The sequence below is a fragment of the Streptomyces flavovariabilis genome, from assembly GCF_000725785.1.
GTDB lineage: Bacteria > Actinomycetota > Actinomycetes > Streptomycetales > Streptomycetaceae > Streptomyces > Streptomyces hawaiiensis.
In genome coordinates this window covers 41,908-61,614 of record NZ_JNXD01000001.1, presented here as the reverse complement: position 1 = coordinate 61,614, position 19,707 = coordinate 41,908, and the positions used below count along the sequence as shown (strand labels likewise).

Sequence of the window (19,707 nt, the reverse complement as noted above, 5' to 3'; positions counted from 1 at the left end):
ACGCACCGGCGGCCCGGCATCCGGGGGCGCTTCAACGGCAGCTGTCCGCCGCCTTGATCATCCGGGCGGCCTCTCCCAGCGCCTCGCGCAGCACGGCGGGGTCCGTCGCGAGGTCCGCCTCGCCGGGCGGCAGCAGCCAGTCCGAGCCCGCCAGGGGAGGCTTGGGCGCCAGGGTCGGTCCGGGTCGGCCGGTCTCCGTGCAGGTGCTGCCCGGCATGTCCCACGCGGCGGCCGTCCCCGGGGGCACCAGGAAGCCCAGGGTGTCACCGCCGTCGTCGTGCAGTACGGGCCCCACCGCGTCCCCCGGCCCGCGCCGCAGGATGTCGACCGCCTCCAGCCCCTGCCGTGCCGGCACCGTGACCACATCGCACCCGACCGCCGGTGCACACGGCGGCGTACGAGGATCGTTGATCCGGCTGGTCTCCATCCGGGCCTCCACCACGAAAACCCCTGCTTGGACGAGCGGTCGGGAGTCGGGGGCCTCCCGGTCCGCAGGGTTCAACGCGGCAGTGCGTCAACGGCTACGGCGGAAGTCAGCCGCAAAGGATGGCACTTCATGGCAGATCACGGATGAGATATCCGGTTTGTAGCCAAACCCAGCGTGGTGGCTCCATCACAGCAGGTACGTTCTTGCCCGCCGGACACGGGGCAGACCATGCGGACGACTCGCACCAAGTCACCTCGGATCCGGCATGGTTCGACGGTTCGCACGGGAGGACCCGGCCATGGCGTCGTCAACGCTGACCTCGTCTCAACCCAACCGGCCGCCACGGCCGAACCTCGCCTTCCGGCGACTGCGTGGACAGCGCTCGCCGGCCGAGTTCGCCGCGGCGGTCCGCCGGGCCGGGCTCGAGATCGGCGAGCAGGTCAGCTGTGACGCGCGTTACATCGGCCGGGTCGAGGCGGGCGAGATCCGCTGCCCCAACTACGCGTACGAACGGGTGTTCCTGCACATGTTCCCAGGCCGCACACTCACCGACCTGGGATTCGCGCCCCGCTCGTCGGTACGCGGACGCCGGGCGCACGACATCGAGGACGCGCCCCTGGCACGCACCGCGAACCCGGCGAACGCCACGAGTGAGACCAGCGGGGCGTGCGAGCCGTATGAAACGCAGAACCCGTACGACCCGCACCACCCGCACGACACCTACGAGGAGAGCGACGTGCTACGTCGCGCGTTCATGACCGGCGGGGGCGCCACGGTGGCCGCCGCCTCACTGGGGCCTGTCGGCCTCGCCCTCGACGCCGCGGCGGCACAGCGCCCCGGGCACCGCGCCGGGGCGAGCGACGCGGGGGCCCTGGAAGAAGCCGTCCGCCGGATCCGGCTGCTCGACGACCGGCACGGGGCCGACGGCCTCTACCGTCGCGCCGCCGCCCCGCTGCGCGCCGCCTTCGCCTTGCTGGACGCCGGCACGACCCGGCAGACGACGGCGGACCGGCTCTACTCGGGCGCCGGTGAACTGGCCATCTCCGTGGGCTGGCTGGCCCACGACTCGGGGCGCTTCGACGACGCCCGCTCCCACTACGCGGAGGCGCTGGCGACCGCCCGGATGACCGGGGACCCGGGCCTGGAGGCGCACGCCTTCTGCAACACGGCGTTCCTCGCGCGCGACGCGGGCCGGCCGCGCGAGGCGGTCCGGGCGGCCCAGGCCGCACAGCGCGTCGCCCGGCCCGTGGGCTCGGCCCGGCTGATGTCGCTGCTCGCGCTGCGCGAGGCGGGCGGCTGGGCGGGGCTCGCCGACCGCGTCGGCTGCGAGCAGGCACTGGCCCGGGCGCAGGCCTTCTTCGAACGGGGCCCCTCGGACGCCGACCCCGAGTGGATGAGCTTCTACGGGGAGGCCGAACTGGAGGGCCTGGAGGCGCAGTGCTGGTCCACGCTCGGCGCCTGGCCCCGGGCGGCCCGCCACGCGCGCCGCGCGGCCGAGCTGCAGGATCCGCACTTCACGCGGAACATCGCCCTGTACACGGCGGAGCTGGCGGACGACCTCGCGCGCGGTGGCCGGCCGGACGAGGCGGCGATGGCGGGGACGCGGGTGCTGGATCTGCTGGAGGAGGTCCAGTCGTCCCGCGTCCAGACCATGCTGGCGGCGACGGCGCGGGTGCTGCTGCCCCATCGCAGGGCCTCCGGGGTGTCGGCGTTCCTGGAGAGGCACGCCTCGTCCCCGCGGATGACCTAGCGGATGACCCAGGGAGTCTCGCCGGCCGCCCTAGGCGAGGTGCCCCAGGTCGTTCCAGCTCTCGATCGCCGGCTCCCCGTAGGCCCAGCCCAGCACCGACAGCGACGTCGGGTTCAGCCGTATCCGGGCCGCGAAGTCGATCGGGAGGCCGAGCCACCGCGCCCCGATGGAGCGCAGGATGTGCCCGTGGGCGAAGACCAGGACGTCGCGGTCCTCGGAGCGGGCCCAGGAGACCACCTCGTCGGCCCGGTCCGTGACCTCGTCGAGCGACTCCCCGCCCGGGACGCCGTCGCGCCAGATCAGCCAGCCGGGCCGGACGGCCTGGATGTCCGCGGGGGTCATGCCCTCGTACGTCCCGTAGTCCCACTCCAGCAGCGCGTCCCAGGTCCGCGCGCGGTCGCCGAAGCCGGCCAGTTCGCAGGTCTCACGCGCGCGGGCCAGCGGGCTGGTGCGCACCTCGACACCGGCCAGGCCCTCGTACGGCGGCCGGTGCAGGCGCTCGCCGAGCTGCTTGGCGCCGCGCCGGCCCTCCTCCAGGAGCGGCACGTCCGTCCTGCCCGTGTGCTTGCCGGACAGGGACCACTCGGTCTGTCCGTGGCGGGCCAGCAGGATGCGCGCGGCCATGGGGCACCTTTCCGGAAGAACAACGCAAGAAGAACTCCTCCATCATCGCGCACGCGCGGTGTGGGCAACCCGGGGGGCGATCTCTGCGTCTTTGAGGGCCGGAGGCGCCCCCCGGGGCGGGCGCACACACCGTAAAGTGGCACGGCCGACCGGGCTACACGTGAGACTGAAGGGGGAGGACGATCGGATGCCGCACACCGAGACACCGGGCACCGAGGCGGCTCCCGCGCCCAGGCTGCGCTGGTGGACCGAGCTGCCGCTGATCCTGCTGGTGTACGCCTGCTACTCGGCCGGCCGGCTCCTCGCCCGCGGCGACGTCTCCGGCGCCGTCGACCACGGTCTGACGATCCTGCGTTTCGAGAAGGCGCTGTATCTCAACTTCGAGCACCCGCTCAACCGCCTCTTCACGCGCGAGGCGTGGATAGGCATACCCGCCGACTTCTGGTACGCGTCACTGCACTACCTGGTCACACCGGCCGTCCTGGTGTGGCTCTTCCGCTCCCGGGCCGTGCGCTACCGCGCCGCGCGGACCTGGCTGATGACGTCCACCCTCATCGGCCTGATCGGCTTCACCCTGCTGCCGACCTGCCCGCCCCGGCTCCTCGACGCGAGCCACGGCTTCGTGGACACGATGGCGCAGTACAGCTCCTACGGTTGGTGGGGCGGCGCGGCGAGCGCACCGCGCGGCATGGGGGACATGACCAACCAGTACGCGGCCATGCCGAGTCTGCACGTGGGCTGGGCCCTGTGGTGCGGAGTGATGCTGTGGCGTCATGGCGGTACGCGCGCGGCGAAGGCCGCCGGTGTCGCCTACCCCCTGATCACGACGATCGTGGTCATGGGCACCGCCAACCACTACTTCCTCGACGCGGTCGCGGGCGCGGCCGTCATGGGCGTCGGGCTGCTGCTGGCGCCCGTCGTGATGCGCAGCGCGGACCGGGTCAAGGCACGGTTCGTACCGTCTGCCGCACCGGTCGCGGCGGACTCTTCCGCCGCGGGTTCCTCGATTGTCAGTGCCGGATGCCAGACTTCCGCGGGTGAGCGAATTCCACGGCAGCGCGAGTCGCGGCTCGGAGCGGGAGCCGAGCCGGGTGCCTCCCCCAAGGACGCGGGGGACGGCGCTCCGGCACCGGCTCGCTGAGCTGCGCGGTCCCGACGTACCCGCGAAGGCACTGGACGCGCGCGCTCTGGCGGCGCTGGCCGCCAACCCCGGTTGTGCGCGGCGCGCGATCCTCGACGGCGCCGGGGTGGACAAGGCGGCGCTGGCGAGCGCGCTGGGCTCGCCGTCGGCCTTCGGGCAGTCGCAGTTCGCGCTCACCCGGGGCAACGCCTTCGAGGCGAAGGTCAAGGCAGACGGCGGCGCGGAGCTGCTGCGGCTGGTGCACGAGAAGCTCGACCGGTCCGCCGAGCCGCCCGCCGACGCGCGTGTACCGGACCTGACGGCGACCGGCCCCCGAGGGCGCACGGCCCGTACGGAGCTGGAGCTGCGGGAGGCCGCCGCGCACCAGGGCGCGTGGACGCTGCTCGACCATCCGATGCTCACGCTGGACGTCGCGGGCTCCCCCGCGTTCCTGGAGCCGGACGCGGTGGTGGTGCATCCGGACGGCAGTTGGACGGTGGTGGAGATCAAGTCCTTCCCCCTGCTGGACGGTTCGGCGGACCCGGCGAAGGTCGGGGCGGCGGCCCGGCAGGCGGCGGTGTACGTGCTGGCGCTGGAGGAGGTCGCGGCCCGTCTCGGCGCGGAGCCGGAGCCGGCCTCCGACACCGAGGGGGCGAGCGCGCGCACGCTCGAGGGGTCGGGCACTGCCGTCCCCTCGGCGCCGGCTGAAGCGCCCGGGACCCGGAGCGATCAGGCCGGGGCTCCCGCCCCGCGCGTACGCCACCGGATCCTGCTGGTCTGCCCCAGGGACTTCTCCAATCTGCCGGCCGCGTCCGCCGTGGACATCCGCAAGCAGCGCGCGGTGACGGCCCGCCAGCTGGCCCGGCTGACCCGCATCGAGGACATCGCCGGCGCGCTGCCCGAGGGCACGTGTTTCTCGCCGGAGCTGCCCGCCGAGGAGCTGACGGCGGCCGTGGAGTCGGTCCCGGCGGCGTACGCGCCCGAGTGCCTGTCCGCGTGCGAGCTGGCCTTCCACTGCCGGACCCGGTCCCGCCAGGAGGGAGCGGTGACCTCGCTCGGGCGTCCGGTACGGGCGGAGCTCGGCGGTCTGACGACCGTGGAGGAGGTCCTCGCGGCCGCGCGCGGCGAGGCCGGCGATCCCGACGACCCGGCCGTGGCGGCCCTGCGGCGGGCTGCCGCCCTGCGCGCCGAGGCGCTGGAGGCGGCGTGTCGCTGATCTCCACCCTGGCCCGCCTCGAAGCCGTCAGCACGGGCCGTGCCCAGCCCGCCGCCACCGTCCGGCACCGGCATCTCGGCGACCGCCCGCTGGTGTTCGTGCCGCTGACCACCGCCGGTGAGGCCGGCGCCCCGCTCGGCGCGCTGGTCGGCACCGACCGGGACGCGCCGCGTCTGCTGGCCGTCCCGCAGCCCCGCGACCGCGACCTGCGGTTCGCTTTCCTGGCCGAGCTGGCCGACGTCGTGCTGCCGTACGTCGACTCCTACGCCGAGACCGTGGAGGCCGCCGAGCGCACCGAGACCGACCCGGAGACCGGCAAGCGCGTCAAGGTCGAGGTCGACCTGTGCGCGGACGCGCCGCAGCTGATCGTGCCGAGCCGGGCGGGCATCGACCTGGTGCGGCTGCTGGGGCGCTCGATGCGGTTCCGGCGTACGGCGGAGCAGGATCCGCAGGCGCCCTATCCGGCGCCGCCGCGGGTGCCGCTGCTCGGGCGGTGGCTGACGCACTTCGGGGAGCGGGCCCGGGTGCCCGGCTCCTCGCTGCTGCTGGCGATGACCGACGTGCTGGGCCGGCACTGGGTGACCGGGCAGTCCACCCTGGAGGACCAGCATCTGGGGGCGCTGCTCGCCTGGATCGACCCGCCGGAGGGTGAAACCGGCGCGGAGGCCGCGCTGCGGGCCGAGCTGGAGCGGGACGCGCAGGGCCAGCTGACGTGCCCGCCGGCCGGTCCGGCCACCGACCCGGCGTTCGACAACAAGCTGCTCGCCCCGGCCATCGAGCGCTACGACCGTGCCCGCACCGCCCTCGCCGCCGCCGAGGACGGCCTGGAGGCCGACGACCGGTTCGGTGTGCTGACCGCCGCCGAGCGGGAGATCCGCGACCTGGTGCTCAGCCGCACCCGGCCCACCTGGGACGCGGTCTGGCGGGGCCTGGACCTGCTGCGGGCGCTGCCCGAGGGGGCGCGGGCCGAGGAGCGGTGGACCCGCGACCGCTGGTCGTTCACCGGCCACCGCGACCGGGTGCTGGCAGGCGAGCCCCCGCAGCCGCGCCGCGACGACGCGGTCACCGCGGCCAGCAAGCTGGCCACACGCGAGCGCGAACAGGCCCGGCTGGAGGCGCAGGAGGCCCTCGACGACCCGCTGGTGATGGCGGGACGGCGGCTGTCCGGGGAGGCGTTCGCGGGTGAGGTCACCGATGTCGTGATGGCGTACAGCGACGGCAAGCGGCCGAGCCCCCGCCCCCTGGTGACGGTGCGCACCGTCGACCGGCCGCATCTCGGCGAGCGGACGAAGGTGTACCGGTCGCTGGGCGGGAAGCCGCAGTCGGCGGAGTTCGTCGCGGACGAGGAGGACGGCGCGTGCGTCGTGCTGCGGATCCTCGACAAGATGGGCCGCGGCAAGGAGCCCGAGCCGGGCTCGGTGCCGGAGAAGGGCGACCGGGTCTGCTTCACGCTCTTCGAGCACGAGCAGCGGGGCGGCGCGAAGCTGCCCGACCCGGAGGAGACGCCGTGGACGCACGGCGGGCCGCCCGGTGAGGCGGCGCTGGAGGCCGCCGACCCGGTGACCGAGGAGGATGTGCTGTGACCACGGTGTTCGACCCCTCGGCCGCCGCGGCCCAGGCCACCCACGCGATCCTGCGCGACACGCTGCACGGCACCGCGCGCGGTGTCGTCGTGGACTCCCCGCCGGGCGCGGGCAAGTCCACACTGGTGGTCCGCGCGGCCCTGGAACTGGCGGAGGCGGGCCACCCGCTGATGGTGGTGGCGCAGACCAACGCCCAGGTCGACGACCTGGTCCTGCGGCTCGCCGGGAAGAACCCCGAGCTGCCGGTGGGCCGGCTGCACAGCAACGACTCCGACCCGTACGACAAGGCGCTCGACGGCCTGCCGAACGTACGCAAGTCGGCCAAGGCGGGCGACCTGGCCGGACTGGCGGTGGTGATCTCGACGGCGGCGAAGTGGGCGCACGTCAAGGTCGACGAGCCGTGGCGGCACGCGATCGTCGACGAGGCGTACCAGATGCGCTCGGACGCGCTGCTCGCGGTGGCCGGGCTGTTCGAGCGGGCGCTGTTCGTGGGCGACCCGGGGCAGCTCGACCCGTTCGCGATCGTGGGCGGCGAGCAGTGGGCGGGCCTGACGTACGACCCGTCGGCCTCGGCGGTGACGACCCTGCTCGCGCACAACCCGGACCTGCCCCAGCACCGCCTGCCGGTCTCCTGGCGGCTCCCGGCCTCCGCGGCGCCCCTGGTCTCGGACGCGTTCTACCCGTACACGCCGTTCCGCAGCGGCACCGGCCCGGGCGACCGGACCCTGGCCTTCGCCGTGCCGTCGGACGGCTCGGGCCCCGACCGGGTGATCGACGAGGCGGCCGAGTCGGGCTGGGGCCTGCTGGAACTGCCCGCCCGGCACACGCCGCGCACGGACCCGGAGGCGGTCCGGGCGGTGGCGACGGTCGTACGGCGCCTGCTGGACCGGGCGGGCGCGGCGAGCTCGGAGCTCCCCCACCCTTCTCCCCTCACCGCCGACCGGATCGCCGTCGGCACGGCCCACCGGGACCAGGCGGCCGCGGTCCGCGCGGCCCTGGCCGCCCTCGGCGTCACCGACGTGGTCGTGGACACGGCGAACCGGCTGCAGGGCCGCGAGTACGACGTCACGGTGGTCCTCCACCCCCTCTCCGGCCGCCCCGACGCCACGGCCTTCCACCTGGAGACGGGCCGCCTCTGCGTCCTGGCCTCCCGCCACCGGCACGCCTGCATCGTGGTCTGCCGAGCGGGGGTGACCGACCTCCTGGACGACTATCCGTCGACGGAGCCGGTACAGCTGGGGACGGTGGTGAAGTTTCCGGACGGGTGGGAGGCGAATCACGCCGTGCTGGCACATCTGGCGGAGCACCGAGTGACGTGGCGCCCGTGACCGGCACCACGAGACACCCCCTCCCCACCCACCTCCCCGCCCGCCGGAGGCGGCCGATGGACACAGCCCGGACGGATGGGAGGCGAATCACGCCGTGCCGGCACATCTGACGGAGCACCGGGTGACGTGGCGCCCGTGATCTGGCCGGAACCGGGCGCGTCCCGGACGCCGTGACGAACACCGGGTGGTGTGGCGGCCGTATCCACTACGGCGATGCCCACTTGCGCGCCCGCGAGACAATGGACGGTGGCCCACTCCACCGGGGAGTCCCCCGCCCGCGGGGGAGGGCCAGCGCGACGTACGAGGAGGAGAAGACATGGCGGAGCCCACGCCGCGTCGGAACGAACCGCGGCTACGCCCCGCGCCCCTGCTCTTCGAGCCTGCGGAGGCGGCCTCCGACCCTGAGCACTTCTTCGACCTCGAGTCGATCGACGACCCCCGGGCCCTCCTGGCCCGGGCGACGGAGCTGACGCTGGCGTTCCGGGCCGCGGCGGACCGGGCGGTGGAGTTCCAGGCGATGGCGGCGGCGCAGCTGGCCGATCCGCGGAGGTTCGACCGGCTGACGACCGCGGACATCGCCGAGCGGGCCGAGTGGACCGAGGACTACGCCAAGAAGATGGTCGAGTTCGGGCGGGATCTGATGCGGGGCGACACGGCCTGACACCGGCCCGTCCCGATCACATGGCATATGCCAGGCGGGCAAGATACCCCTCCCCGCACTCTCCTGTCCCGACTTCCCGCAACCCATGGGAATCGGGTGCTCACGGCGGGTACACCTGGATGCCATGAGCAACGCATGGAACGCCTCCGATGTCACCCCGGCCGGGGCCGCCTGGCTCGCCTCGGCAGGAACGTATCCGCGAAGCACACTCGCCCTCTGGGAGGAGCGGCCGGACGCACCGGTCGTGCTGCCCTGCGGGTCGGTCTTCGACGTGGTCAGCGCGCCCGCGATGTTCGGCAGGCGGATGCTCGACCGGCTGTGGGACGACGGCCCTGGCTCGGGCCCGGTCGCGGAGTTCCGGGGCCGGATCCTGCTGTTCGCCGCCCCGGGGACGGCTCAGCGGCTCCCCGCACTGCTGGAGTGGGAGGAGTGGGGCGCGCGGGGCAGCCGGGAGACCGCCCGTACGGACGCCGTGCCGCCGCTGCTGTGCCACGGCACCGGCGATGCGGTGACCGTCCCGGCGCCGTCGGAGAGCGCCTCCCCCACCGTCCCGGCGCCCGCCGGGACCACAGCCCCGACCCGCTCCGCCTCCCGCTGGCTCGTCGCCCCCGACACCCGTCAGCCCTGGCTCCCCGGGCCCGAGCTACTGCTGTGGGCGGCCGTGCGGGCGGCCCGCTCCGCCGTGCGGATTTCGATTTTTCCTCCCGCCGACCAGGATGCTAAGGTCTACGACGTCAGCAGGCGCCGCTAGCTCAGTTGGTTAGAGCAGCTGACTCTTAATCAGCGGGTCCGGGGTTCGAGTCCCTGGCGGCGCACAGACGGTGAAAGGCCCCTCGCGAGAGCGAGGGGCCTTTTCTCTTGTCCGCGACCCGTCAGCGTCCCACCGCGATCTTCACCGTCCACGCCCCCGAAGCCGTGCGCCCTTCCACCTTCACCCGCACCTCCTCCCCGGGGACCGTGAAGCTCTCGCCGATGCCGATCGGCGCGTCCGCGAGGGGCGGATAGACGGAGTCCTCCCAGCACGCCTCGCTGCGTGGGTGGGCGTCGATCACCTCGATGGGCCCGCCCCCGGACTGCGCCCCGCCCCGCACCCGGTACACGAGCACCCCCTGCCGGCACGCGGCCACATCGTTGCCCACCGGCCCCCGTACCTCGAAGGCGAGCACACTGTCGGGCCCCGTCCGCACCACCGCGAGCTTGGTGCCCCGCCCGAGACCGAAGGCCGGTGCCCCCGCGGCCCCGGTCGCCGGCAGCCCCGGCCCCGCCGCCAGTGGCTCCAGGGTCAGCCGGGCGGGCCCGGCGTCCTGCACGCACCGCACCTGCCGCGGATCCAGCCAGCCCAGCTTCCACTTGTGCCAGGCGAAGAGGTCCGGGGCGAGTCCGAACTGGCTGCCCATCAGGTCCCAGTCTCCGACGTGCGTGTCCCAGTCGCCCTTCCCGTCCACGGGCCGGTGGTACAGGTCGGGCAGATCGAACACGTGCCCGGTCTCATGGGCCAGGACGAGCCGGTCCGGTGGATGCTGCTCGAACACCGTGACGATCCGGCGCAGGTCGGTGCCGTCGGCCCGCAGCGGGCTCGTCAGGTTCACCACCTTGGTCGCGTCGGAGTCCACGCCGGGCGCGTCCGGGTCGGCGACGAAGTACACGATGTCGTAGCGCGAGAAGTCCACCTGCGGGTCGGCCACGGAGAGAGCGTCGCGCAGATAGGCGGCCCGGTGCTCGGGGCTCCAGTCGCGCTGTATGTCGTAGGCGGTGGAGGGCCGCGGCATCTGGATCCAGTGCCCGAGCGGGTGCGGGCGCAGGGTGAAACGGCCGTAGGAGGCGTGTTCGAAGAAGCGGGTGGTGGCCGGGAAGTGGTCGGCGGTCAGGTCCTGCGGCGTGGTCAGCGGGTGGGAGTCCGGGAAGGACAGGAAGACCATGACCGCGTCCAGGGACCGGGCCGGACGGGGGTAGGCCGCGTTCCAGGTGTCCAGGCCCTCCGAGTGGTGGGCGTCGGTGCGCGTCAGGGCGCAGGGCGCGGCCGAGTCGGGCCCCGCGGCCGAGGGGCTGGTGCCGAGGGAGGTGGCGGCGAGAGCCGACATGGTGGTGAACACGGCCGCGGTACTGCGCAGTCGGGCGCGCGGAAACGGACGCGGCACGGGTACCTCCGGGTACGGTTCGCGGGACACCGCACCCAGCCTGTGATGATTTGTCGTACTGCGTCCTGTTTGCCTGCACCGGTCGGGTGAAGGGGCCGAAAAATCACGGAAGCCGACACCCCCGAAGCACTCACAGAACGTCACAACTGGTCGAGGGCCTGAAGTAGCCGTCCAGGTGCGTGCAGAAACGATCTGGCAGAAGGGCCGGTTGGCCGAGGAGACTGGACACCGGCTGGAAGGCCCTGGGGCCAGCCTCTATGATCGGCACACTTTCCTGACCTTTCCTGCACGGACAGAGATCGAATACATGCGGGAGCGAGCGGTGAGCGGAACCTCCGAAGGGCCGGCGCCCGCCACAGACCTGGACCGGCCGGTCGTCACAGAGAGTGAGATCGACACGTCTCCTCGTACCGAGCCCCCGTCCCGGCTGCCCTACCGCTCCGTCTTCACGGCCGCCCCGCTCGCCATGGCCGTCGTGGACCGCGAGGGCACGGTCGTCAGCGCCAACGACTCGCTCGCCGCGCTGCTCGGTGGCAGCCCGGACGCGCTCGCCGGGTCCGTCGCCGCCGACCTGGTCGACCTCACCTCCGACGCCCGCACCTGGCACGCCTACCGCGAGGTGCTGCGCGGACGGCAGTCCCGGCTGCGCTGCACACGCCGGCTCAAGCACCCGGACGGGCACTCGCTGTGGGTGCAGGTGACGGTCGCTCCGCTGCCCGACGAGGACCTCGGCGTACTGCTGTCCGTCGCCGACATCAGTGCCCGCCGGGAACTCCAGGCCCGGCTGCGGCACTTGCAGATGCACGACCCGGTGACCCGGCTGCCCAACCGCACACTGTTCTTCGAACGCCTGTCGGCCGCGCTGGAGGCGGAGTCGTACGAGCAGAGCGGCACGGGCCGGATCGGGCTGTGCTACCTGGACCTGGACGGCTTCAAGGCCATCAACGACACCCTCGGCCACCGGGTCGGCGACCGGCTGCTGGCCGCCGTAGCCGAGCGGCTCACACGCTGCGCTGACGAGGCCGGCCACTCACGGACCAGCATCCCGCTGGTGGCCCGGCTCGGCGGGGACGAGTTCGCGCTGCTCGTCGAGGACTCCACGGGCACCGAACAGCTGGCCGAGCTGGCCGAGTCGGCGCTGCGGGCGGTCCAGGACCCGTTCGACATCTCCGGCCAGCGGCTGTCGGTCTCGGCGTCGATCGGCGTCGTGGAGCGGCACGCGGCGGGCACCACCCCCACCGCGCTGATGCAGGCGGCGGACACGACGCTGTACTGGGCGAAGGCCGACGGCAAGGCGCGCTGGACCCTGTTCGACCCGGAGCGCAACGCCCACCGCATGACCCGCCAGGCCCTCGCCTCCACGCTCCGGCCGGCCATCGACCGGGGCGAGTTCCGGCTGGAGTACCAGCCTCTGGTGGGCATGGAGGACGACCGGCTGCACGGGGTCGAGGCGCTCATCCGCTGGAACCATCCTCAGTTCGGCGTACTGACGCCGAATCGGTTCATCGGACTTGCGGAGGAGGACGGTTCGATCGTCCCGCTGGGCCGCTGGGTGCTGCGTACGGCCTGCGGGCAGGCCCGCCGGTGGCAGCTGGACCACCCGGACGAGCCGCCGATCTTCGTCAGCGTGAACGTGGCGGTGCGCCAGATCTGGGACTCGGACCTGGTGGCGGACGTGGCGGAGACCCTGGCCGAGACGGGCCTGGCGCCCCACCTGCTCCAGCTGGAGCTGACCGAGTCGGCCGTGATGGGCTCGGCCGGCCGCCCGCTGCAGACCCTGAAGGCCCTCAGCGACATGGGTGTGCGGATCGCCATCGACGACTTCGGCACCGGCTACTCGAACCTCGCGTACCTGAGCCGGCTGCCGGTGTCGGTGCTGAAGCTGGACGGATCGTTCGTGCGCGGCTTCCAGTACGACGACCGGGAGGCCGCCGCCCGCGCCAATCCGGCCGACGAGGTCGTCGTCGAGGCGATGATCCAGCTCGCGCACCGGCTCGGGCTGACCGTCACGGCCGAGTGCGTGGAGACCTCGGCCCAGGCGACCCGGCTGCGCAGCATCGGCTGCGACACCGGACAGGGCTGGCTCTACTCCCGTCCGGTGCCCCCGGATCGCATCTCCGAGCTGCTGGGCACGCCGGATGTTCAGGCGGGCGTCGGCAACCCGTAGGCGTCGGCGATGAGTTCGTAGGAGCGGACGCGGACGTCCCCACCGTGTGCGTTGGCCGTGATCATCAGCTCGTCGGCGCCGGTGCGCTTGGCGAGGTCGTCCAGGCCGGAGCGGACCTCGTCCGGGGTGCCGTGGATGACGTTGGCGTTCCAGGAGTCGACGAAGTCGCGCTCCACGGGGCTGAACTCGTGGGCCTCCGCCTCCTCCGGGCTGGGCACGAGGCCGGGGCGGCCGGTGCGCAGCCGGACCATGCTGAGGGCCGCGGCCAGCACCTGCCGGCGCGCCTCCTTCTCCTCGTCGGCGGCGAGCGCGGAGACGCCGATGAGGGCGTACGGCCGATCGAGCACGGCGGACGGCTGGAAGGACTCCCGGTACAGGTCCAGGGCCGGGACGGTGTTCTGCGCCGAGAAGTGGTGTGCGAAGGCGAAGGGCAGTCCGAGGGCACCGGCGAGGCGGGCGCTGAAGCCGGAGGAGCCGAGCAGCCAGACCGGCGGGCGGTGCGGGGACTGGACGCCGCCGGGGGACGTGGCCTGGACCGGGCCCGGTACGGCGTGGATGCGGCGGTAGGGGTGCCCGTCGGGGAAGTCGTCGTCGAGGAACCGGATCAGCTCGGCGAGCTGCTGCGGGAAGTCGTCGGCGCCCTCGTTGAGGCGTTCGGTGCGGCGCAGGGCGGCGGCCGTGGCGCCGTCCGTGCCGGGGGCGCGGCCGAGGCCGAGGTCGACGCGGCCCGGGGCCATGGCCTCCAGCGTCCCGAACTGCTCGGCGATCACGAGCGGGGCGTGGTTGGGCAGCATCACACCGCCCGAGCCGAGCCGGATGCGGTCGGTGTGGGCGGCGAGGTGGGCGAGGATCACGGCCGGGGACGAGGAGGCCACGCCCGGCATGGAGTGGTGCTCGGCGACCCAGTACCGGTGGAAGCCCCGGTTCTCCGCGAGACGGGCCAGGTCGACGCTGGTGCGCAGCGCGTCGGAGGCGGTGCGGCCGGCCCCTACGGTGACCAGGTCCAGTACGGAGAGGGGGACGGGGGCGCTGCCCTGTGCTGCGCCGCGTATCTCGTCTGCCGCCACGGTGGGGTGCCTCCTGCTGTGGGCCGTGTGCTGTCGTTCCGGCTCTAACAGGGGACTGTCTCCGGTTATTCCCGGGCTGCCGCTCCGAGGGCTGTCAGGCGGCCCGTTCCCAGTCGCCCCGCACGCTGTCGTGCGGGGGTGGGCGGTCGGCCTTCTCGCGGGCCCGCAGGACGCTCCACGCGAGGGCGGTCACGCCGGTGAGCCACCAGGGCAGCGGCCACACGACACCCCACCAGCGGGCCGGGGGTCCGAGGAAGGCGTCCACGGCGGCGGAGGCCATGGCTGCGGCCAGGCTCCAGCACAGCAGACGCCCGGACAGCCGGACAGCGCTTGCAGGGGATCTGAACGGGCCCGTTTCGGCCATCGGGGAGTCCTTCACGGCACGACTGGCTGCGGACGTGGCCAGTGTGCACGGGATGGACCCGTGAAAGGGAACGCGCTTTCGGTCAACCCAGGAGCCGTGCGAGGTGGCGGAGTTGAGCATTCCTCAGCTTTGGACGGGGTGTTGGTGAGCCTGTGCCCCGGTCTGTCCCGAAGAAGGGGTGGGACCGATTCCGGCCCGTATGGAAGGCGCGCTGGAGGGCACGGCGCCTTTTCGTCAGCTGCCCCGGGGTACCTGGGGCTCCATGACGACTGGGGGGAAGTGTCACGACGACGAGGGCGAGGCGAGTGAGGCGCCCCCGGCCTACCGTGTGGCGCGAGCGGCCACCTGCCTCAAGGCGGCGTTCGCGGTGGCCGTCGGCACGAACCTGGCCGAGGCCGTCTGGGACCCGGGCGGCGTCGCCTGGAGGGTGGCCCGGCCGGCAGCGAGCGTGATCTTCACCGTCGCCCTCGTCGCCTACGCCGCACTGCGGGTGCTTCGGTGGCGTCGCACGAGGAGCGAACGTCCATGAGCAGGAGCACCTGGCCTTGCCGGCCGGGGGACCAGCACGGAGGGCGTGAACAGGCCTCCTCGCCGTCCGCGGCGGCCGCCGCGGACGGCGAGGGTCGGGCCGCCGCTCTCACGCCTGGACGATCGGCTCCCTCGTGAACAGCGCCCCCAGCTCCGGCGCGTTCACCCGCCGGTCCGCCAGGCGCAGGGCCTCCCAGACCGTGACCTGGTTGGCGGTGAGGATCGGCTTGCCGAGTTCCTTCTCCAGGGCCGGGATGTGGGCCGCTGTGTGAAGGGCGGTGTCGGGCAGGAGGAGCGCCTCGGCGTCGGGGTGGTCGGAGTTCCGGGCCAGGGCGAGGAGTTCGCTCTCGCCCCATGTGCCGACCTCGGCGGCCGTGATGATGCCGGAGCTGTTGACCGACACGACCTCCACGCCGGCCGAGCGGAGGAACCCGGCGAAGAGCTGCGCCACGTCCTCCGGGTACGTCGCACCGATCGCGACCCTGCGCGCTCCCACCTCCCGCACCGCGTGCGCGAACGCGAAGGACGTGGACGAGGCGGGCATGCCGGCCGTCTGCGCCAGGGCGCGGACCTGCTCCTGCGCGCCGTCCCAGCCGTAGACGAAGCTGCCGCTCGTGCAGGCCCAGACCACGGCGTCCGCACCGGCGTGCCGCAGCTCCTGGACCCCCGCCGCCAGCCGCCCGGCGGAGCCCATCTCGAGCAGCGCGTCCACCCGGTGCGCGTCCTCACCGATGTCGGTGTGCACCAGCTCCACCCGGACGTCGCTGCCCAGCAACTGCTCGATGCGCGGGTAGTCGTCCTCGGCGGAGTGGCCCGGGTAGAGAAATCCCAGTGCTGTCATGTCCAGCCTTCCTGCTGCTGCTCTTCTTCCGGCACTACGGGACCGGGGTCCGCCCCCGGCGGTACGGGGCCGGAACGCGCCGCCGGATTGATCAGCGCTTGGTACGGCCCCACCGCACGGGTACCCAGTCGGCGCAGCGCCGCCCACATCGTCACTTGGTTGGCCGAGATCACGGGGATGCGCAGCTCGGCCTCCAACTGGGGGATCACGTCGTACGTGGGCAGGTTCGTGCAGCTGATGAACAGCGCGTCGGCGTCGTCGCGGACGGCCTGTCGCGCCATGTCCACCACCTCCCGGTAGGGGACCTTCCAGATGTGCCGGGTCAGCCCCATGAAGGCGCAGCCGGAGATCGTGACACCGGCCTGGGCGACGTACGCCTCCAGGGACTGCGTCACCGAGACCGTGTACGGCGTCACCAGCGCCACCCGCCGTACGTCCAGCTCGACCAGTGCCTCCAGCAGCGCGCCGGAGGTGGTGATCGCGGGTACGGCACCGGCCCGGCTCATCGCCTCGCACATCGCCCGCTCGCCCATCGTGCCGCCGACGAAGCTGCCGGACGTGCAGGCGTAGGCCACGACCTCGGGGGCGATCGCGTTGAGCGTGCGGACCGCCTCGCTCAGCGTTTCGTGCTCGCTGACCAGGCGGGCCAGGTCCAGACTCACCTCGACCGGCACGAACGGAGTGCGTGTCATATGGAGGGAGACCTCGTCCGGCACCCAGCGCCACAGCTCGCGGTCGAGGGCGAAGTCGAAGGGGGCGACGACGCCGACCCCGCGCTGCGGGCTGGGCCCGCCGAGAAATGAGACGTCCATGGCAGGCACCGGCCTCACGCTGGGCAACTAGTGTGCAACGGATCGTGGGAACGCCCGTGTTGACGACGGTAGGTTCGGGTGCGAGCGTGGTCAATCCGCCCGGATCACTCCTTGGTCAACACCGGGTTAACTCGTCGTCACCGGCGGCCGCACCAAGGCCGGCCGGGCCCGCCGAACGGCTGGAGAAACGGCTGCTCATGCCCACCCCCACCCTCCTCGTCCTGGACGCCGAGCCCCTCCCCCGCCTCGGACGCCTCACCGGTCACGCCCGTATCGAGCACACCGACGCGGCGGGTCTCGCCGAGCGCCTCCCGCGTGCGGATGTACTCCTGGTGTGGGACTTCACTTCGCGCGCCGTGCGGGACGCCTGGCCGGGCGAGGGCCCGCGGCCGCGCTGGGTGCACACGGCGAGCGCCGGCGTGGACCATCTGATGTGTCCGGAACTCGCCGCTTCCGACACGGTGGTGACGAACGCGCGCGGCATCTTCGACCAGCCGATCGCCGAGTACGTCGCCGCGCTCGTGCTCGCGATGGCCAAGGATCTGCCGCGGACGCTGGAGCTCCAGCGGGAGCGGACCTGGCGCCACCGCGAGTCGCACAAGATCGCCGGGAGCAGGGCCGTCGTGGTCGGCTCCGGGCCGATCGGCCGGGCGATCGCGCGCACGCTGGGGGCGCTGGGCATCACGACAGCGCTCGTGGGCCGTGCCGCGCGCTCCGGCGTGCACGGCCCTGAGGACCTGGACCGGCTGCTGGCCCGCGCCGACTGGGTGGTCGCGGCGGCGCCGCTCACGGACGAGACACACGGCATGTTCGACGCGCGCCGCTTCGGCCTGATGCAGCCGTCGGCGCGGTTCGTCAACATCGGCCGCGGCCAGCTGGTCGTCGAGGACGCGCTCGCCCAGGCCCTGGCCGAGCGCTGGATCGCGGGCGCCGCCCTGGACGTCTTCGAGGCCGAGCCCCTGCCCGCCCACAGCCCGTTGTGGCAGGCCCCGGACCTGATCGTGTCCCCGCACATGAGCGGCGACACCGTCGGCTGGCGCGACGAACTCGGCAAGCAGTTCGTGGAGTTGTACGAGCAGTGGGCTGCCGGTGAGCCACTGAGGAACGTGGTCGACAAGCAGCGTGGGTACGTACCGGGTCACTGACGTTCTTGGAGGTCTGATGACCGAGCTCACCGAGCTGACCGCCGTACGGCTCCTCGACGGGTACCGCGAGGGCGAGTGGAGTCCCGTGGAGGCGACCCGGGGGGCGCTGGAGCGGGCCGAGGCGATCCAGCCGGAGGTGAACGCCTTCGTCCGGCTGACCGCCGAGGACGCGCTGGAGCGGGCCCGGGAGTCGGAGGAGCGTTGGCGGCGCGGTGAGCCGCGGGGGCTGCTCGACGGGGTGCCGGTCACCGTGAAGGACATCCTGCTGCTGCGCGGGGCGCCGACCCTGCGCGGGTCGCGGGCCGTGGATCCGGCGGGGAGGTGGGACGAGGACGCGCCGTCCGTGGCCCGGCTGCGGGAGCACGGGGCGGTCTTCATCGGCAAGACGACGACGCCCGAGTACGGCTGGAAGGGCGTGACGGACTCGCCGCTCAGCGGTGTGACGCGCAACCCGCACGACCCGTCGCGCACCGCGGGCGGTTCGAGCGGCGGCAGCGCGGCGGCCGTGGCGCTCGGCGCCGGACCGCTGTCGCTGGGCACGGACGGCGGCGGCAGTGTCCGTATCCCGGCGTCGTTCTGCGGGATCTTCGCGCTGAAGCCGACGTACGGGCGGGTGCCGCTCTACCCGGCAAGCGCGTTCGGCACGCTGGCGCACGTCGGCCCGATGACCCGGGACGCGGCGGACGCGGCGCTGCTGATGGACGTCATCGGGCACCCGGACTCGCGCGACTGGTCGGCGCTCACGGCCCCGGCCGGTCCGTACACGGACGGCCTGGCGGGTGGGGTGCGCGGGCTGCGGGTGGCGTACTCGCCGTCGCTGGGCGGACAGGTGGCGGTGCAGCCGGCGGTCGCCGGGGCGGTGCGGCGGGCGGTGGAGCGGCTGGCGGAGCTCGGCGCGTACGTCACGGAGACCGACCCGGACCTCACCGACCCGGTGGAGGCCTTCCATACCCTGTGGTTCAGCGGGGCGGCCCGGGTGACGCAGCATCTGGGCCCCAAGCAGCGGGAGTCGCTGGACCCGGGCCTGCGGGAGATCTGCGCGCGGGGCGCACGCTACTCGGCGCTGGACTATCTGGCCGCGGTGGACGTCCGGATGGACCTGGGCCGCCGGATGGGCCGGTTCCACGACGCCTACGACCTGCTCGTCACGCCGACCATGCCGCTCACGGCGTTCGAGGCGGGCGTCGAGGTACCGAAAGGATCCGGCCACCGGCGCTGGACGGGCTGGACGCCGTTCACCTACCCGTTCAACATGACGCAGCAGCCCGCGGCGAGCGTGCCGGTCGGCGTCGACGGGGACGGTCTGCCGATCGGTCTGCAACTCGTGGCCGCCCGGCACCGGGACGATCTGGTGCTGCGGGCGGCACACGCGCTGTACGAGGCCGGGGTGGCCTCCGCCGGCCGGGCTACGCCCTCCGGAAGCTGAGCGACTCCCCCGCCGCTCCCGACCTCCACAGGTCGTTGCACGCCTCGGCCATGTTCTCCAGGCCGTCGACGATCTGGCCCCAGACGATGCCGGGGACCCAGCCGACATCGCCGTTCAGCAGCAGGTTGTTGCGCTCGTAGAACAGGGCCAGGTCGACGAGCGTGGTCCCGGCGCGGACCTCGCGGTCGTAGCCGTACGCCTTGGTCCCCAACTCCGCCCCGGCGAAGGTGAAATAACACAGGTCGCCGGGAATCGGAGTGATGGTCGGATTTTCCAGGGGCGGCTCGGTTTCGGCGAAAGGCGGGAAAAGGGCGTAGATCTCGTTGCGTGCGTACTTCGCGTGGTAGACGTCACCGGCCAGCGGAAGGGCATCCCAGACGGCCGCGCAGGTGATCGGCGCGCGGTCGTCCAGCAGCCTGGCCGTGCAGGTCACGTCGCGCTTGACCAGCGAGACTTCGATGTAGCGATCAGCCATGCCCCCATGGGAGTGCCCATCGGCCGTGGGGTCAA

19 protein-coding genes and 1 tRNA gene are annotated in these 19,707 nt (G+C 73.2%); 12 read left to right on the top strand and 8 right to left on the bottom strand.

Annotation, left to right across the window (positions count from 1 at the left end; genetic code table 11):
- Nucleotides 1-31 precede the first annotated feature (31 nt).
- Nucleotides 32-427: a hypothetical protein gene (locus IO24_RS0100275; protein ID WP_031130446.1), complete on the bottom strand. Its 396-nt coding sequence runs from the start codon at nt 425-427 to the stop codon at nt 32-34.
- Between the two features lie 298 nt (nt 428-725).
- On the opposite strand from IO24_RS0100275, the gene IO24_RS0100270 reads away from it, so the two are divergent.
- Nucleotides 726-2,177, top strand: coding sequence for an NsdA family TPR-like regulatory protein (locus IO24_RS0100270; RefSeq protein ID WP_031130444.1), 1,452 nt, complete (start codon nt 726-728; stop codon nt 2,175-2,177).
- Nucleotides 2,178-2,207: 30 nt separating this feature from the next.
- On the opposite strand, the gene IO24_RS0100265 is transcribed toward IO24_RS0100270, so the two are convergent.
- On the bottom strand, nt 2,208-2,801 hold the full coding sequence (locus IO24_RS0100265; RefSeq protein WP_031130443.1) for a histidine phosphatase family protein: 594 nt from the start codon (nt 2,799-2,801) through the stop codon (nt 2,208-2,210).
- A gap of 187 nt (nt 2,802-2,988) precedes the next feature.
- Here IO24_RS0100265 and IO24_RS0100260 point away from each other — a divergent pair, with 187 nt between their 5' ends.
- The 7 genes from IO24_RS0100260 to IO24_RS0100225 all read left to right on the top strand — a co-directional run bounded on the left by IO24_RS0100260 (nt 2,989) and on the right by IO24_RS0100225 (nt 9,524).
- Nucleotides 2,989-3,942: a phosphatase PAP2 family protein gene (locus tag IO24_RS0100260; RefSeq protein ID WP_031130442.1), complete on the top strand. Its 954-nt coding sequence runs from the start codon at nt 2,989-2,991 to the stop codon at nt 3,940-3,942.
- Nucleotides 3,893-5,137 carry a hypothetical protein gene (locus IO24_RS40285; protein WP_037667020.1) on the top strand — a complete coding sequence of 415 codons (1,245 nt, stop codon included), beginning with the start codon at nt 3,893-3,895 and terminating at the stop codon, nt 5,135-5,137. Before IO24_RS0100260 ends, IO24_RS40285 begins: the two co-directional genes overlap by 50 nt.
- The gene (locus IO24_RS0100245; protein ID WP_031130441.1) at nt 5,128-6,720 is read left to right on the top strand and encodes a hypothetical protein; all 1,593 of its coding nucleotides are present in this window, start codon (nt 5,128-5,130) and stop codon (nt 6,718-6,720) included. The genes IO24_RS40285 and IO24_RS0100245 overlap by 10 nt, the downstream gene beginning before the upstream one ends.
- Nucleotides 6,717-8,048, top strand: a complete 1,332-nt coding sequence (locus IO24_RS0100240; protein ID WP_031130440.1) for an AAA family ATPase — start codon at nt 6,717-6,719, stop codon at nt 8,046-8,048. Before IO24_RS0100245 ends, IO24_RS0100240 begins: the two co-directional genes overlap by 4 nt.
- A 316-nt stretch (nt 8,049-8,364) precedes the next feature.
- Nucleotides 8,365-8,709 carry a hypothetical protein gene (locus tag IO24_RS0100235; RefSeq protein WP_031130437.1) on the top strand — a complete coding sequence of 115 codons (345 nt, stop codon included), beginning with the start codon at nt 8,365-8,367 and terminating at the stop codon, nt 8,707-8,709.
- Between the two features lie 124 nt (nt 8,710-8,833).
- Complete coding sequence (locus IO24_RS42410) at nt 8,834-9,460, top strand: bifunctional DNA primase/polymerase (protein ID WP_031130435.1); 627 nt, start codon at nt 8,834-8,836, stop codon at nt 9,458-9,460.
- Nucleotides 9,451-9,524, top strand: a tRNA-Lys gene (locus IO24_RS0100225). The genes IO24_RS42410 and IO24_RS0100225 overlap by 10 nt, the downstream gene beginning before the upstream one ends.
- Nucleotides 9,525-9,581: 57 nt before the next feature.
- Here IO24_RS0100225 and IO24_RS0100220 read toward each other — a convergent pair.
- The gene (locus IO24_RS0100220) at nt 9,582-10,877 is read right to left on the bottom strand and encodes a M6 family metalloprotease domain-containing protein (RefSeq protein WP_234335142.1); all 1,296 of its coding nucleotides are present in this window, start codon (nt 10,875-10,877) and stop codon (nt 9,582-9,584) included.
- A gap of 277 nt (nt 10,878-11,154) precedes the next feature.
- On the opposite strand from IO24_RS0100220, the gene IO24_RS0100215 reads away from it, so the two are divergent.
- On the top strand, nt 11,155-13,014 hold the full coding sequence (locus IO24_RS0100215; protein WP_078898827.1) for a putative bifunctional diguanylate cyclase/phosphodiesterase: 1,860 nt from the start codon (nt 11,155-11,157) through the stop codon (nt 13,012-13,014).
- Here the strand turns inward: IO24_RS0100215 and IO24_RS0100210 are convergent.
- Nucleotides 12,990-14,081, bottom strand: coding sequence for an LLM class flavin-dependent oxidoreductase (locus IO24_RS0100210; RefSeq protein WP_031130429.1), 1,092 nt, complete (start codon nt 14,079-14,081; stop codon nt 12,990-12,992). The two genes, IO24_RS0100215 and IO24_RS0100210, sit on opposite strands and share 25 nt — an antisense overlap.
- Before the next feature lie 94 nt (nt 14,082-14,175).
- Nucleotides 14,176-14,445, bottom strand: coding sequence for a hypothetical protein (locus IO24_RS0100205; RefSeq protein WP_031130427.1), 270 nt, complete (start codon nt 14,443-14,445; stop codon nt 14,176-14,178).
- A 262-nt stretch (nt 14,446-14,707) separates the two neighbouring features.
- On the opposite strand from IO24_RS0100205, the gene IO24_RS0100200 reads away from it, so the two are divergent.
- Nucleotides 14,708-14,974: a hypothetical protein gene (locus IO24_RS0100200; protein WP_157851226.1), complete on the top strand. Its 267-nt coding sequence runs from the start codon at nt 14,708-14,710 to the stop codon at nt 14,972-14,974.
- 108 nt (nt 14,975-15,082) lie between these two features.
- Here the strand turns inward: IO24_RS0100200 and IO24_RS0100195 are convergent, their stop codons facing one another.
- The gene (locus tag IO24_RS0100195) at nt 15,083-15,814 is read right to left on the bottom strand and encodes a maleate cis-trans isomerase family protein (RefSeq protein ID WP_031130423.1); all 732 of its coding nucleotides are present in this window, start codon (nt 15,812-15,814) and stop codon (nt 15,083-15,085) included.
- Nucleotides 15,811-16,626 carry a maleate cis-trans isomerase family protein gene (locus IO24_RS0100190; protein ID WP_031130421.1) on the bottom strand — a complete coding sequence of 272 codons (816 nt, stop codon included), beginning with the start codon at nt 16,624-16,626 and terminating at the stop codon, nt 15,811-15,813. The genes IO24_RS0100195 and IO24_RS0100190 overlap by 4 nt, the downstream gene beginning before the upstream one ends.
- A gap of 197 nt (nt 16,627-16,823) precedes the next feature.
- Here IO24_RS0100190 and IO24_RS0100185 point away from each other — a divergent pair, with 197 nt between their 5' ends.
- Together IO24_RS0100185 and IO24_RS0100180 are read left to right on the top strand one after the other, a co-directional pair.
- Complete coding sequence (locus IO24_RS0100185) at nt 16,824-17,771, top strand: D-2-hydroxyacid dehydrogenase (RefSeq protein ID WP_031130418.1); 948 nt, start codon at nt 16,824-16,826, stop codon at nt 17,769-17,771.
- A gap of 16 nt (nt 17,772-17,787) precedes the next feature.
- A complete protein-coding gene (locus IO24_RS0100180) occupies nt 17,788-19,197 on the top strand; it encodes an amidase (RefSeq protein ID WP_031130416.1) in 1,410 nt (469 codons plus the stop codon).
- Here IO24_RS0100180 and IO24_RS0100175 read toward each other — a convergent pair.
- Nucleotides 19,178-19,672, bottom strand: coding sequence for a DUF3830 family protein (locus tag IO24_RS0100175; protein WP_031130414.1), 495 nt, complete (start codon nt 19,670-19,672; stop codon nt 19,178-19,180). The two genes, IO24_RS0100180 and IO24_RS0100175, sit on opposite strands and share 20 nt — an antisense overlap.
- Nucleotides 19,673-19,707: the final 35 nt, after the last annotated feature.